Annotated in this window: 15 protein-coding genes, 1 pseudogene and 1 riboswitch; of the genes and pseudogenes, 2 read left to right on the forward strand and 14 right to left on the reverse strand. The window is 71.7% G+C overall.

Annotated features, from left to right (window positions below; translation table 11 throughout):
- Positions 1 to 5: 5 nt before the first annotated feature.
- The 14 genes and pseudogenes from gcvP to JHD21_RS01870 all read right to left on the reverse strand — a co-directional run bounded on the left by gcvP (position 6) and on the right by JHD21_RS01870 (position 12,299).
- Entirely contained in the window at positions 6 to 2,831 is a 2,826-nt protein-coding gene (gene gcvP / locus JHD21_RS01805) for an aminomethyl-transferring glycine dehydrogenase (protein ID WP_292671176.1), read from the reverse strand.
- Positions 2,832 to 2,898: 67 nt separating this feature from the next.
- Positions 2,899 to 2,997, reverse strand: a riboswitch (glycine riboswitch).
- A 26-nt stretch (positions 2,998 to 3,023) separates the two neighbouring features.
- The gene (locus tag JHD21_RS01810; protein ID WP_292671201.1) at positions 3,024 to 3,575 is read right to left on the reverse strand and encodes a MerR family transcriptional regulator; all 552 of its coding nucleotides are present in this window, start codon (positions 3,573 to 3,575) and stop codon (positions 3,024 to 3,026) included.
- Positions 3,576 to 3,978: 403 nt separating this feature from the next.
- Positions 3,979 to 4,446 (reverse strand): bifunctional nuclease family protein, encoded by a 468-nt coding sequence (locus tag JHD21_RS01815; RefSeq protein ID WP_292671177.1) that lies wholly within the window; start codon positions 4,444 to 4,446, stop codon positions 3,979 to 3,981.
- Positions 4,447 to 4,512: 66 nt separating this feature from the next.
- On the reverse strand, positions 4,513 to 5,262 hold the full coding sequence (locus JHD21_RS01820; RefSeq protein ID WP_292671179.1) for a MerR family transcriptional regulator: 750 nt from the start codon (positions 5,260 to 5,262) through the stop codon (positions 4,513 to 4,515).
- Entirely contained in the window at positions 5,259 to 5,780 is a 522-nt protein-coding gene (locus JHD21_RS01825) for an FHA domain-containing protein (RefSeq protein WP_292671181.1), read from the reverse strand. The genes JHD21_RS01820 and JHD21_RS01825 overlap by 4 nt, the downstream gene beginning before the upstream one ends.
- A gap of 124 nt (positions 5,781 to 5,904) precedes the next feature.
- Complete coding sequence (gene gcvH / locus JHD21_RS01830) at positions 5,905 to 6,291, reverse strand: glycine cleavage system protein GcvH (RefSeq protein ID WP_292671183.1); 387 nt, start codon at positions 6,289 to 6,291, stop codon at positions 5,905 to 5,907.
- Positions 6,292 to 6,301: 10 nt separating this feature from the next.
- On the reverse strand, positions 6,302 to 7,084 hold the full coding sequence (locus JHD21_RS01835; RefSeq protein WP_292671184.1) for a DUF881 domain-containing protein: 783 nt from the start codon (positions 7,082 to 7,084) through the stop codon (positions 6,302 to 6,304).
- Positions 7,077 to 7,163: pseudogene (locus JHD21_RS01840) on the reverse strand (DUF1290 domain-containing protein); the annotation flags it as partial. The gene JHD21_RS01835 and the pseudogene JHD21_RS01840, both read right to left, overlap by 8 nt.
- A gap of 239 nt (positions 7,164 to 7,402) precedes the next feature.
- Entirely contained in the window at positions 7,403 to 7,735 is a 333-nt protein-coding gene (locus tag JHD21_RS01845) for a small basic family protein (RefSeq protein ID WP_292671186.1), read from the reverse strand.
- Complete coding sequence (locus tag JHD21_RS01850; RefSeq protein ID WP_292671187.1) at positions 7,732 to 8,613, reverse strand: DUF881 domain-containing protein; 882 nt, start codon at positions 8,611 to 8,613, stop codon at positions 7,732 to 7,734. Before JHD21_RS01850 ends, JHD21_RS01845 begins: the two co-directional genes overlap by 4 nt.
- Positions 8,606 to 9,250: a CDP-alcohol phosphatidyltransferase family protein gene (locus tag JHD21_RS01855; protein ID WP_292671189.1), complete on the reverse strand. Its 645-nt coding sequence runs from the start codon at positions 9,248 to 9,250 to the stop codon at positions 8,606 to 8,608. Before JHD21_RS01855 ends, JHD21_RS01850 begins: the two co-directional genes overlap by 8 nt.
- A gap of 22 nt (positions 9,251 to 9,272) precedes the next feature.
- The gene (locus JHD21_RS01860; RefSeq protein WP_292671191.1) at positions 9,273 to 10,373 is read right to left on the reverse strand and encodes a hemolysin family protein; all 1,101 of its coding nucleotides are present in this window, start codon (positions 10,371 to 10,373) and stop codon (positions 9,273 to 9,275) included.
- Positions 10,370 to 11,716 (reverse strand): hemolysin family protein, encoded by a 1,347-nt coding sequence (locus tag JHD21_RS01865; RefSeq protein WP_292671193.1) that lies wholly within the window; start codon positions 11,714 to 11,716, stop codon positions 10,370 to 10,372. The genes JHD21_RS01860 and JHD21_RS01865 overlap by 4 nt, the downstream gene beginning before the upstream one ends.
- Before the next feature lie 115 nt (positions 11,717 to 11,831).
- Positions 11,832 to 12,299, reverse strand: coding sequence for a hypothetical protein (locus tag JHD21_RS01870; RefSeq protein WP_292671195.1), 468 nt, complete (start codon positions 12,297 to 12,299; stop codon positions 11,832 to 11,834).
- Positions 12,300 to 12,440: 141 nt separating this feature from the next.
- Here JHD21_RS01870 and JHD21_RS01875 point away from each other — a divergent pair, with 141 nt between their 5' ends.
- On the forward strand, positions 12,441 to 12,779 hold the full coding sequence (locus tag JHD21_RS01875) for a hypothetical protein (protein WP_292671197.1): 339 nt from the start codon (positions 12,441 to 12,443) through the stop codon (positions 12,777 to 12,779).
- A 23-nt stretch (positions 12,780 to 12,802) separates the two neighbouring features.
- Complete coding sequence (locus tag JHD21_RS01880; RefSeq protein WP_292671199.1) at positions 12,803 to 13,834, forward strand: phosphatase domain-containing protein; 1,032 nt, start codon at positions 12,803 to 12,805, stop codon at positions 13,832 to 13,834.
- Positions 13,835 to 13,979 lie beyond the last annotated feature (145 nt).

The raw sequence follows: 13,979 nt of genomic DNA on the forward strand, positions 1-13,979 counted from the left end.
CCGTCCTAGTCCTTCTCGGCGAAGGCCTCCGGCGGCGGGCAGGCACAGACCAGGTGGCGGTCGCCGTACGCCTGGTCGATGCGGGCCACCGGTGGCCAGTACTTGTCGGGGTCGGGGCCGGTCGGGAAGACCGCGAGCTCGCGTGAGTAGCCACGGTCCCACTCACCCACGAGAGCACGGGTGGTGTGCGGAGCCCCGCGCAGCGGGGAGTCCTCGGGGGCCCACTCCCCCGCAGCGACCCGGTCGATCTCGGCCTTGATCGCGATCATCGCGTCACAGAACCGGTCGATCTCGCCGAGGTCCTCGGACTCGGTCGGCTCGACCATCAGGGTGCCCGCGACCGGGAACGACATCGTCGGGGCGTGGAACCCGTAGTCGACGAGCCGCTTCGCGACGTCGTCCACCGTGACACCGGAGTCCTTGGTCAGACCGCGCACGTCGAGGATGCACTCGTGGGCGACCAGCCCGCCGTGGCCGCGGTAGAGCACCGGGAAGTGCTCGCCGAGGCGGGCGGCGACGTAGTTGGCCGACAGCACCGCGGCTGCGGTCGCTCGGGTGAGCCCCTCGGCGCCCATCAGCCGGACGTAGGCCCAGGAGATGGGCAGGATCCCCGCCGAGCCGTACGGCGCCGCGCTGATCGGCCCGATGCCCGCCCGCTTCGCGGGGTCCGGGTGCATCCCGTGGGAGGGCAGGTACGGCGCCAGGTGGGCACGCACCGCGACGGGACCGACGCCGGGGCCTCCACCACCGTGCGGGATGCAGAACGTCTTGTGCAGGTTGAGGTGGGAGACGTCCCCGCCGAACTCCCCCGGCTTGGCGTAGCCGAGCAGGGCGTTGAGGTTGGCGCCGTCGACGTAGACCTGCCCACCGTGGTCGTGGACGATCTTGCAGAGGTCGCTGATCGAGTCCTCGTAGGCACCGTGCGTCGACGGGTAGGTGACCATGATCGCCGCCAGGTCCTCGGCGTGGGTCTCGCACTGGGCACGGAGGTCGTCGAGGTCGACCGACCCGTCGTCGTTGGCCTTGACCACGACCACCCGCATGCCGGCCATGACCGCGGACGCGGCGTTGGTGCCGTGCGCGGACGACGGGATCAGGCAGACGTTGCGGGCGGCGTCGCCGTTGGCCCGGTGGTAGCCGCGGATGGCCAGCAGACCGGCGAGCTCACCCTGGGAGCCGGCGTTGGGCTGGATGGAGACCGAGTCGTAGCCGGTCACCTCGGCCAGCCACGACTCCAGCTGCGCGACCAGGTCGGCGTAGCCGGACGCGTCCTCCGCGGGGGCGAACGGGTGCAGGTCGGCGAAGCCCGGGAGCGACACCGGCTCCATCTCCGTGGTGGCGTTGAGCTTCATGGTGCAGGAGCCGAGCGGGATCATCCCCCGGTCGAGGGCGTAGTCCCGCGCCGACAGGCGGCGCAGGTAGCGCAGCATCTGGGTCTCGCTGTGGTGGCTCGAGAAGACCTCGTGGGTGAGGTACGGCGTGGAGCGCTCCAGCTCCGTAGGCAGGGACTCGACGGGGTCGACCTGCGCAGGGGTCACCCCGAACGCCGCGTGGATCCTCCGGAGCGTCGCAGCGGTGCTCACCTCGGAGAAGGACAGCCCGACCGTGTCGGCGTCGACCAGCAGCAGGTGCAGCCCCTCCGCCCGTGCGGACGCGACGATCGCCTCCGCCCGGCCGGGGACCGCCACCCGGAAGGTGTCGAAGAAGTCGCTGGTGAGCACGTCGAGACCGGCATGGGCCAGGGAGGCGGCGGCCCGGGCGGCGAGCCCGTGGGTGCGGGTCGCGATGGCCTTCAGCCCCTCGGGGCCGTGGTAGACGGCGTACATCGACGCCACCACGGCGAGCAGCACCTGGGCGGTGCAGATGTTGGAGGTGGCCTTGTCGCGCCGGATGTGCTGCTCGCGGGTCTGGAGGGCGAGGCGGTAGGCCGGCCGGCCCTCGGCGTCGACGGAGACGCCGACGAGGCGGCCGGGCAGGTGCCGCTCGAGGCCGGCGGCCACCGCCATGTAGCCGGCGTGCGGGCCGCCGTAGAACAGCGGTACGCCGAACCGCTGCGTCGAGCCCACCACGACGTCCGCCCCCAGCGCGCCGGGCGCCTCGAGCAGGGTGAGGGCCAGCAGGTCGGCGGCCACGACGGCCAGGGCGTCGCGGCGGTGCGCCTCCTCGATGACGGGTCGGGGGTCGATGATCCGGCCGGACGCGCCCGGGTACTGCACCAGGACCCCGCAGAGCTCGCCCTCGGGCAGCCCGTCGGCGAGGTCCGCCACCACGACGTCGATCCCCATGGCGTCGGCCCGGGTGCGTACCACCTCGATGGTCTGGGGCAACGCGTCGGCGTCCACCACGAACGGTCCGGTGGCCTTCCGGTTGCCCCGGCGGACCAGGGTCATCGCCTCCGCGGCCGCGGTGCCCTCGTCCAGCAGGGACGCGTTGGCGGTCGGCAGGCCGGTGAGGTCGCCCACGACGGTCTGGAAGTTCAGCAGCGCCTCGAGCCGGCCCTGGGAGATCTCGGGCTGGTAGGGCGTGTAGGCGGTGTACCAGCTCGGGTCCTCGAGGACGTTCCGGCGAATCACCGGGGGCGTGAGGGTGCCGTGGTAGCCCAGGCCGATCATCGGCTCGGCGACCCGGTTGCGCGCGGCCAGCGCCCGGAGCTCGGCGGCGACGTCCTCCTCCGTGGCTGCCGGGGGCAGGTCCAGCGACGCGGCGGTGCGGATCCCACCGGGCACGGCCGCGGACATGAGTGCCTCGAGCGACTCGTGCCCGACGACCTCCAGCATCCGCTCGATGTCAGCGGGGCGCAGCCCGATGTGGCGGTCGACGAATCCTGACATGGGGGCTCCCGGGAACGGCTCGGAAACCTCCCCCTCTGTCACCCCCACAGTGGGACTTCAGAGTTGCCTGGCCCGCTCGGTCCTTGGCGCCTGAGAGGTTCCGGGGAGGAATTGCCCCTTCGGCGCCCCGGTCATCCAGACCCGAGGACTCTCCCGTGCGGGATGGTCAGCAGGTCAAACGTACCTCAGGGGTCAGCCGGTCTGGCGCGCGGCGCGGCGGGCGGCGAGCTCGTCGCCGGCCACCGGCTCCTCGTCGGTCGCGGTGCGCTCGCTCGGGAGCTCGGCCAGCGTGCCCTCGATCTCGCGCCACACACCGCCGATGGCGATGCCGAAGACGCCCTGTCCGCCTTGGAGCAGGTCGATGACCTCGTCGTTGCTGGTGCACTCGTAGACCGAGGCACCGTCGCTCATCAGGGTGACCCGGGTGAGGTCGTCGGTGCCCCGCTCACGCAGGTGCGAGACCGCGGTGCGGATCTGCTGCAGGGAGATGCCCGCGTCCAGGAGGCGCTTGATCACCTTGAGGATGAGGATGTCGCGGAACGAGTAGAGCCGCTGCGACCCCGAGCCGGTGGCGCTGCGCACCGTGGGCTCGACCAGCCCGGTGCGTGCCCAGTAGTCAAGCTGTCGGTAGGTGATCCCGGCGGCGTTGCACGCGGTGGGACCGCGGTAGCCGGTGTCGCTGGGCAGCGGTGAGACGTCGTCGGTGAAGAGCAGACCCTGCTCGTCGGCCGCCTCGGCCGCCAGCGCCGCGTCGGCACTCGCCTGCGGGTCCTGCCCATGCGTTCCGTGCTCGTTCACGGTTGCTCCTCTGAAGTCCCGGTACCGCTCGCTCCACTGGGGTCGTACGACAGCGTTGGAGTTACAACGGCGACAGTTCAAGGTACGTCGGGCGGGTGAGCGGGTCAACGACCGGGCCTAGGTGTGTCTCACCCTCATCCTGAGGTTGAGGGTGCTGAGGCTCCACGCGGGGCAGCGGCCTCAGCAGCATCATCATGACGGCTCGAAGTCACAGGCGCTTGAATCTGCGAGCGGAGCGAGCGCGCCCCGCGATCGGCCGTCGCGCACGATGGACTGCGAAGCCCGCGAAGCGGAGCGAGCGTCCATCGTGCGTGCCGGCCGAAGCTCGCGGGGGTAGACAAGCGCTCAATCAGTGCGCGTCGAAGTCCTCGGGCGTGACCTGGTCCAGGAACTCGCGGAACTTCTCGACCTCGTCCTCCTGCTCGGCAGGGACGGCCAGTCCCGCCTCGTCGAGGACCTCCTCGGCGCAGACGATGCGGCTGCCGGTGCGCAGCGCGAGGGCGATGGAGTCCGAGGGCCGGGCGCTCACCTCGGCGCCGGAGCCGAAGACGAGCGTGGCGAAGAAGACCCCGTCCCGGACCTCGGTGATCCGGACCTCCTCGAGCTCGTTGCCGGTCGCCTCCAGCACGTCCTTCATCAGGTCGTGGGTCAGCGGTCGCGGTGGGATCACGCCCTGCTGGGCGAAGGCGATGGCGGTGGCCTCGACGGCGCCGATCCAGATCGGCAGGTAGCGCTCGCCGGTCACCTCGCGCAGCAGCACGATCGGCTGGTTGGAGGGCATCTCGACCCTGACTCCCATGACGTCCACTTCGCGCACGTCGCCAGCCTACGCCGCCGAGGAAGATGTGGACCCCGGCGATGCCGGAGACTCGAGAGAGTCTCGTCAGAGACGGGTGAGGCCGGACTTCACCAGGGTCGCGTGCAGCCTCAGCGAGAGTGCCGCGATCTGCGCGACCGTGTCCTCGGTCCGGGCCTTGGCCGCCGCGTCGGTGGCCCGCCGCTGCGGGGCGACGACCTGCTCCACCAGGCCGACCTCTCGGTCGGCGGCGGCCTTGAAGGCCCTCAGGTGCCGTGGCTCGAGCCCGTACTCGGCAAGCTCGCGCGCGGTCGTGCACACCACCAGCGCATCGGTGTCGAAGTGACCGGTCCCGGGCCGGGCGGCCACGAGACCGAAGTCCTCCAGCTGGCTCAGGAGCTCCTCGGAGATCTCGGCGATCTTGAGCACCTCCTTGCGGGAGAGCCGCAGGTCGTCATGACGCCGGAACGACTCCGGGCTCGGCATCCCGTCGGGCGACAGCGCCACCTCGGGAACGGTCGGCGTCAGCGACATCAGTGGAGGCGGCTCCAGCCCCCGGTCGATGGCGTCGAGGATCTCGGCGATCCGCTTGTGCGGCTGGTGGTGGTCCCGCTGCAGCACCAGGACGTAGCGCAGCCGCTCGACGTCGGCGTGCGAGTACTTGCGGTAACCCGCCGGCGTGCGCTCCGGGGAGACCAGGCCCTGCTCCTCGAGGAAGCGGATCTTGGGGATGCTGATCGTGGGGTGCTCGGGGCGCAGGAGCTCGAGGACCTGCCCGATGTTCATCAGCCCGGAGACCGGCTCCTCGGCGCCCGGCCGTGCGGCGCCCGGGGTCAAGACGCGTGTCCCGCGAAGAAGACCAGCCGGTACTTCCCGACCTGGACCTCGTCCCCGTCGGTGAGGTGGACCGTGTCGATGCGGTCCCGGTTGACGTAGGTGCCGTTGAGGCTGCCCGAGTCCGTCACGGTGAAGGAGTCACCGGTGCGGTGGAACTCGGCGTGCTGACGGGAGACCGTGACGTCGTCGAGGAAGATGTCGCTGTCGGGGTTGCGCCCGGCGTGCACCACGTCCTTGTCGAGCAGGAACCGGCTGCCCGAGCCCGGTCCGCGCTGGACGACGAGCAGCGCGTGACCGCTCGGCAGCGCGTCGACCGCCGCGGCGTCGACCGGGTTGAGCCGGTCGGAGGTGTCGGTCTTGGGTGTCGCGTCCGGGGGACCACCGATCTGGATGGTGGCCGTCGACTCCCCCGCCCCCTCCGACGAGACCGGCGGGGCGGTCTCCAGGCGAGTGCCGCACTGCGAGCAGAAGCGCGCCTCGTCAGGGTTGCGATGCCCGCAGTTCGTGCAGAACGGCATCGTGCATTCCCCTCGTGAGCGGCCGGCTGGGCTGTGCTGGTGCTGTCCTCGGAACCTATCAAGAAGCCCCGTATCCGATCACGGACACGCGGTCCCCGGGCCCGATCCGCGCCCGGATCGGGGCTCAGCCGCCGAGCGACTGCTCGTAGGAGGCCGAGTCGAGCAGCCCGTCGAGCTGCCCGGGGTCGCTCGGCACGACCTCGAAGAGCCAGCCACCGCCGTAGGGGTCGTTGTTGACCAGCTCGGGGGTCGCGTCGAGCGAGTCGTTGCGGGCGACCACCTCTCCCGACACCGGGGCGTAGACGTCGCTGACCGACTTGGTGGACTCCAGCTCGCCACAGGTCGACCCGGCCTCGACGCTCTGGCCGATCTCGGGAAGGGAGACGTAGACGATGTCGCCCAGGGCGTCCTGGGCGTAGTGGGTGATGCCGACCCGCACCGAGCCCTCGGCCTCACCGGGACGGCGCAGCCACTCGTGCTCGGAGGTGTACAGCAGGTCATCTGGATACATGGCCGCCAACCTACTCATCACCCCCGGGCTCGGCGACCTCCGGTGGGGTGGGCTCGTGCACCGACTCGATGTCGAGCGAGGTCAGCTCGTCGTAGGTCAGCTCTGCGACGTCGTCCTCTGCGAACTGGTCCTCGGGGCCGTCCGGGAAGCGCAGTGCCGCCCCCAGGGCCTCGGGATCGCCGATGACGTCGACGACGAACGGCGCCTTGAGGACCTGCCCGCCGGCCAGGATCCCGCCTGCGGCGTCCTGGAACGACGTCGAGGCCACCACCCGGACCGACCCGTTGATCTGGATCGCCTCCGCGCCGGCGCTGCGCAGCGCCTGCACCATGTCGATGAACGGCTCCACGCGGACCTGGCCGGCGACCTCCTTGATCGTGATCCGCACACCGGGCCCGGTGACGGCGACGGTCCCGGCGATGATCGACAGCGTGTCGACCTCGTTGCGGGCCGCCTCGAGCGCCGCCTCGCGAGAGCTGGTCTCGGACAGCAGGTCGTCGCGGGTCGTCTCGAGTCGCTGGATCTCGGCCTGGGCGCGCTGCGTCGTCCCGGCGAGGTCGTTGAGGATGTCGATGAGGTCCTGCTGGCGCAGGCCGTCGTACGTGTCGTCGACGGTGTTGGTGCGCACCTGCGTCACCCCGGCGAACCCGACCACGGCCAGCAGCGCCGCCACGATCAGCTGACGACGGGCCGGCCGGACCAGGGCGCGCCAGAGCCGCCCCCGGGCGGGGTCCGCGTCGGCGGCGGGCGTGCCCGGCTCGCTCGGCTCGACCGGCCCGTGCGGCTCAGGCATGGAACAGGTGGCGGCGGATGGCCGCGACGTTGGCGAAGATCCGGATGCCCAGCACCACGATGACCCCGGTCGACAGCTGTCCCGGCGAGGTCGTTGAGGATGTCGATGAGGTCCTGCTGGCGCAGGCCGTCGTACGTGTCGTCGACGGTGTTGGTGCGCACCTGCGTCACCCCGGCGAACCCGACCACGGCCAGCAGCGCCGCCACGATCAGCTGACGACGGGCCGGCCGGACCAGGGCGCGCCAGAGCCGCCCCCGGGCGGGGTCCGCGTCGGCGGCGGGCGTGCCCGGCTCGCTCGGCTCGACCGGCCCGTGCGGCTCAGGCATGGAACAGGTGGCGGCGGATGGCCGCGACGTTGGCGAAGATCCGGATGCCCAGCACCACGATGACCCCGGTCGACAGCTGTCCCCCGACCCCGAGCTGGTCGCCGAGGAACACGATCCCGGCGGCGATCACCACGTTGCTGGCGAACGAGATGACGAACACCTTGTCGTCGAAGATGCCGTCCAGATAGGCGCGGAGCCCGCCGAACACGGCGTCGAGCGCGGCCACGACCGCGATCGGCAGGTAGGGCTCCAGGCCGCGCGGCACATCGGGCTGCAGGACCAGGCCCAGCACGATCCCGACCACCAGTCCGAGCACTGCGATCACGGGGTCGTCCCCTCCTCGTCATCAGGTCCGGCAGCCGACGGTCGTTCGGCGTAGCGCAGCTGCTGCATCGACGGTGGTGCGGCAGGCACGAGCAATGACGGCACACTGTCACGTTCGACGACGAATCCGAACTGGTCGGCCAGGGCCAGGAAGGTGAGGCCGGACTGGGTCTCGACGAAATCCGCGTCCAGGTTCTGCCCACCCACCGCCGCCACCACGTACGGCGGGGACAGCGGTCCCTTGTTGACCTGGATCGCGATGTCGGAGTTGACGATCGCGCTGAGCGCGGTCAGCCGCCGCCCGTTGATCGCGATCGCCTCGGCCCCCGCCTCCCACAGCCCGTTGACCAGGACCCTGAGGTCGGTCGCCCGGACGAGGCCGTCGGGGTCGCCTCGCGGCTGGTCGTCGACGGTGACCCGCAAGCCTGACCCCTCCGCCGCGACGAACCCCGTGCCGAGCGCCAGCTCCAGCCGGGTCCGCTCGAGGTTCTGGGCGGTGGAGGACAGGCTCACCAGGCGCTCTGAAAGCGTGTCGTTCTGCTCCCTCAGCGCGATGATCCGGTCCTGGAGGGAGGACACCGACTCCTTCCGCGTCTCGACCCGGTCGATCAAGGCCTTCCGGCTGGCCTCGTCGACGTCGGCGTTGCGCGAGTTCTGTACCGCAGCGACGGCCACGAGCAGGCCGAAGACGGCGACGGCCACCGCTGCCCCGCGGTGCGGGGTCGGCCCCCCGGCACCGCCGGCACCGCCCGCACCGCCCGCACCGCCACGACGCCGGGCGACGTCCTGGTAGTCGAGGTCGAGCGACTCCCGGGTGACCAGCTCCAGCAACGGCGTGCGGGCCCGGTCGCCGGCCGTCCGCTCGCGGGTCTCAGTCATCGGCAGGCGACGGGTGATGGTGGCGTGCCGGACGGCGCTCGGTGGTCGCCAGGAGCCGGTGGACCTGGTAGGCGTAGAGCACGCCCGCCCACCAGTAGAGCCCGACACCCCAGAAGGCGAACGCCCAGCCGAACACCTCGGCCAGCCGGGCCACCGTCCCCTCGCCATCGCCCAGAAGGAGCAGGGGGAAGGCGTAGAGGAGGTTGAAGGTCGCGGCCTTGCCGAGGAAGTGGACCGGTAGCGCGCTGTAGCCGCGGGTGCGCAGGAGCGGCACCAGCCCCCACATCAGCAGGTCACGCAGCGGCAGCGAGATCGCCAGCCACCACGGGATGACGTCGCGGAGGGCGAGGCCGACCACGACCGCGAGGATGTAGAGGCGGTCCGCGACCGGGTCGAGGATCTGGCCGACCACCGTCTGCTGGTCGAGCTTGCGGGCCAGATAACCGTCGAGGTAGTCGGTGACGCCGGAGACCATCAGGAGGGCCAGGGCCCAGCCGTCCTCCTCGGGGCCGAGGACGAGGTAGAGGAACACCGGCACGCCCGCCAGCCGGGCCATGCTGAGCAGGTTGGGCAGCGTCCAGACGCGGGTGCTCCGGGCCTCCGTCCCGCGATCCGCCCCCCGCTCCTGCTCAGTCACGACCAAAGGGTAATGGTGGGCCTCACAGTGACTCGGCAGGCCGCTCGGCAGGCCGCTCGGGGGGCCGCTCGTCGGGACGGTCCTCGTGGTGCGCGGCGTCCCGGATCTCGCCGACGAGCTCCTCGATGACGTCCTCCAGCGTGGCCAGGCCCAAGGTCGCACCGTCCCCGTCGACGACCACGGCCATGTGCGCTCCCTTGCGCTGCAGGGTCTCGAGCGCGTCGTGCAGCAGGTCATCTGCGGCGACCGACGCGAACGGGCGCACCCACTTGTCCTCGACCACCCGCTGACGCAGGGTCTCGTCGGTCTCGAGCACGTCCTTGATGTGCAGGTAGCCGAGCAGGCCGCCGTCCTGGTCGTCGACCACGGGGAACCGGCTGTAGCCCGTGGCGGCGCACAGCGCCTCCACGTCCGCTGCGGTCGACCCGCGCCGCACGGTGGTGAGCGAGTCCGGCGGCATGAGCACCGTGGACACCGTCCGCTCCGTGAAGCCCAGCGCACCTGCGAGCCGGTCGTACTCGCCCGGCTCGATCAGGCCCTCGCCGCGGGACTCCTCGACCAGGGCTGCGACCTCCTCACGGGTGTAGGTCGAGCTGACCTCGTCCTGGGGCTCGACCCGGAGCAGCCGCAGGGTCAGGTTGGCGATGGCGTTGAGGCTGGTGATCACCGGCCGGAGGACGGTGACGATCGCCCACATCGGCGGGCCGAGCACGATCGCCGCCCGCTCGGGCCCGGCGATCGCGATGTTCTTGGGCACCATCTCACCGAGCACGACGTGCAGGTAGACGACCAGGCTCAGGGCGATGACCAGCGCGATCGGGTGCAGGAACTCCTCGGGTACGCCCACCGCCTCGAACGCCGGCTCGATGAAGTGGGCGATGGCCGGCTCGCTCACGGCGCCCAGCGCCAGCGAGCACACGGTGATGCCGAGCTGCGCGCCGGCGAGGATCAGTGAGATGTCCTCCATCGCGCGAATGGTCGTCCTGGCCATCCGGGAGCCCTGCTGGGCACGCGGCTCGATCTGGCTGCGGCGCGCCGAGATCAGCGCGAACTCGGCGCCGACGAAGAACGCGTTGGCGGCCAGGAGTCCTGCGGTCACCAGGAGGGCGGTGAGGAGGCTCACGCGTCCGTGCCCCCGTCGAGGAGGCGGAGCGCCAGTCGGTCGATCCGCAGCCCGTCCATGTGCTCGACGCTGAGCACGGCGAGCTGCTGCCGGGGTTGGTCGGCGTCGGAGGTGTCGGCCACGGGGACCTCGGCGATGTCCCCGCGCTCGGGGATGCGGCCGAGCACCTGCAGGACCAGGCCGGCGACCGTGTCGTAGTCCTCCGACTCCGGGAGCGGGACCCCGGTGAGGTCCTCCACCTCGTCCGGACGGAGCAGGCCGGACAGCAGCCAGGTCCCGTCCCGTCGCTTGCGAGCCCGCGAACCGAACCGGTCGTGCTCGTCGGCGATGTCCCCGACGATCTCCTCCACCACGTCCTCGAGCGTCACGATGCCCGCGTGGCCGCCGTACTCGTCCAGCACCACCGCCAGCTGGAAGCCGTCCTCGCGCAACAGCGTCAGCAGGGGGTCGAGCCGTAGCGAGTCGGGCACCACGATCGGCTTGGCCATGAGGTGCTTGACCCTGGTCGTCGCCCGCTCGTGCACCGGGAGCGCCACCGCGTTCTTGACGTGGACGGTGCCCACCACGGCGTCGTCCGCGTCGAGGACCGGGAATCGGGAGTGCCCGCTGGACCTGGCCAGCTCGATCACCTTGATCGCCCGGTCCCCGTCCTCGAGGGACAGGGTCCGCACCCGCGGCGTCATGATCTCGCCCGCCGTCCGGGTGCCGAACTCCACCGAGCGCTCCATGAGCTCGGCGGTGTCCGGATCCAGGGTCCCGACCGACGCGGAGCGCTGGATCAGCGAGGCCAGCTCGGCAGAGCTGCGTGCGGAGCGCAGCTCCTCCTGCGGTTCGAGCCCGAGCCTGCGAACGATGGCGTTGGCCGTGTCGTTCAACACGCGGATCGGTAGCCGGATGGCCCGGGTGAACCCACGCATGAAGCCCTGGGTGGCGCGCGCGGTGGCCAACGGCAGCGCGATCGCCAGGTTCTTGGGCACGAGCTCGCCGAAGATCATCGTGACCACGGTGCCCACCACCAGTCCCAGGCCCACGGCCGTGGGACCGACCGCCCCGTCCGGAACCCCGATGGTCGTCAACGGACCGCGCACCACGTCGGCGACGACCGGTTCGGCCAGGAAGCCCACGGCCAGGTTGGTCACGGTGATCCCCACCTGGGCACCGGACAGCTGGGTCGAGAGGGTGCGCAGCGCGTCCTGGACACCGGCCGCAGCCTTGTCACCGTCAGCCGCCGCCCGGTCGACGGTGCTGCGGTCGACCGTGACGAAGGCGAACTCAGCCGCGACGAAGACCCCACAGGCCGCGATGAGCAGCAGCGCGAGGGCCAGGAGCAGCAGGTCGGTCACGGGGCCCTCAGTCTAGGGCCGGAGCCCGACACCGGCCCCTGGGGCTGGTTGCGAGGCTGGTTGCGGGGCCGGCTGCGGTGCCGTCGCGGCCACCGCAGCCGTCGGCCCCGACGCCTCAGGACGCGCTGAGGTCGATGTTGCACTCGTCCTTGGCGTGCTTCTCGATGTTCTCGGTGGCCTTCTCGACCTCCTCGCTGCCGAGCGCCTGCGCCTCGGTCATCGCCTCGGTGAGCGCCTCCATGTCGACGCCCTCGGGCAGCTCGTTGTTGGCGAGGCCCTCGAGATCGGCCGGCTCGAGCCCAGCCTCCTCGAGCGCGTCGACGAACGCCGTGAACGCCTTGGTCAGGACCTCCCAGTCCTCCTTGACCTCGTCGGGAGCGTCGTCCGCCAGCGCCTCCACGCGGTCGGTGAACTCGTCGAAGTTGGAGAAGTCGGCGGCCTCGAAGTCCTCGAAGTCCTTCTGGATCGACTCGAGCGAGTCGCAGTAGCTGTCGGCGTCACCACCGCCGCCGTCGCCGCCACAGCCGGTCAGGAGGCTCGCGGAGAACGCGGTCACAGCGAGCAGGGACGTCAAACGCTTCACAGGAACTCCTGACTACAGGGCGGCGCCGCCGGCGTCGGGAGCCCGGTCGGCCGGACCCGCGTGGACCGCGTGGACCGCGGGGTCATCCTGCCACCCACATCGGGGGTGTCAAAGACCGCCCGAAGCCGATACGGTCCCGCTGTGTCACAGATGGATTCAAGTCGTGGGGCGATGGCCGAGGGCCACCCCGGGCTCCACCGGCCCCTCGCGGTCGTGGTGCTGCTCGCCGCCGGAGTCTTCAGCCTCCCGCTCGCCGCGCTGTTCCTCGACGGCGAGGACACGGAGAACTGGGTCCTCCCGGCGGCGTTCGTGGCCATGGCCGTCTTCGGGGCGATCGTCGGGTCGGTGCTCCCTGGCATCGCGGGTCCGCACGCCAGCACCACCAAGGGCCGCTGGACGGGAGCCCTGGTGGGCGTGGCGATGGTCGCCCTCGGCACCCTCGTCTTCTTCCTCCTCCTCAACGGCTTCGACGGCGCCTGACCGGGCTGGCCCATGATGGGGCGGTGACCGACCAGCCGCACCGGGCCGCCCGCGTCGAGGCCCGGCTCCACGGCGTCCTCGAGGACACCCTCCTCGGACGCGGCTGGGTCCCCCGGGTGGTGCCGCACGTCGGCTACGGGACGACCACCTGGGTGCGGGTGCTCGCGCGAGTGCTGCTGGCGCCCCCCGGCGGCCCGCGCCCGGACCGCGAGGGGCCGGGCGTGCCGAGCGACCTGCGGGGCTGGCGCCGGTTCGTCTCGACGTCCGCGGTCGGTGAGCCCGTCACCGTCACCGTCGACGGGCGCGCTCACGAGGTCACCAGCGACCGGGACGGCTACGTCGACGTCCAGGTCCCGGCGAGCCTCGAGCCGGGTTGGCACCGGGTCGCGATGAGGACCGGGGACGCCCCCGAGGCATCCGCGTCCGTGCGGGTCGTCGGCCCGGGCACCCGCCTCGGCCTGGTGAGCGACATCGACGACACCGTGATCGTGACGATGCTGCCGCGGCCGCTGGTCGCCTTCCGCAACGCCTTCCTGCTCCGCGAGAGCGCTCGTACGCCGGTGCCCGGCATGGCCGAGCTCTACGCCGAGGTGGGGCGAGCGCACCCGGACGTCTTCGTCGCCTATCTGTCCACCGGAGCCTGGAACACCGCCGGAGCCCTGGCCCGGTTCCTCCACCACCACGGATACCCGCCTGGCCCCCTGCTGCTGACGGACTGGGGACCCACCCCCACCGGCTGGTTCCGGTCCGGGGCGGAGCACAAGCACGCCCAGCTCCGTCGGCTCCTGGCGGAGCTGCCCGACCTGGCGTGGCTGCTGGTGGGGGACGACGGGCAGCACGACCCGACGATCTACGCCGACGTGGCCGCCGAGCATCCCGACCGGGTCGCCGGCATCGCGATCCGCGAGCTGAGCCTCGGCGAGCAGGTCGTGGGTCACGGGACGGCCGTGGCCCGCGACGAGACGCCCGCCGGTCCGGCAGCGGGTCTCGAGGTCCGGGCCCCGGACGGCTTCGGCCTGCGCGACGCGCTCCGGGAGCGTGGGCTGCTGCCCTGACCCACGGCTCACGCCGGGGCAGGTCGCCCGGGGTGACCGATTCCGGAGACCCCGTGCGGAGTCCCCTGGGCCTGCCCTAGGGTGCTGCAGGAGCTCTGCGGGGGGAGCCCAGCGACCTGTCCCCTGCCTCGGGAGTCCCCCACAT

Origin of the sequence: Nocardioides sp., from assembly GCF_016462705.1 — a bacterium.
Classification (GTDB): Bacteria; Actinomycetota; Actinomycetes; order Propionibacteriales; family Nocardioidaceae; genus Nocardioides.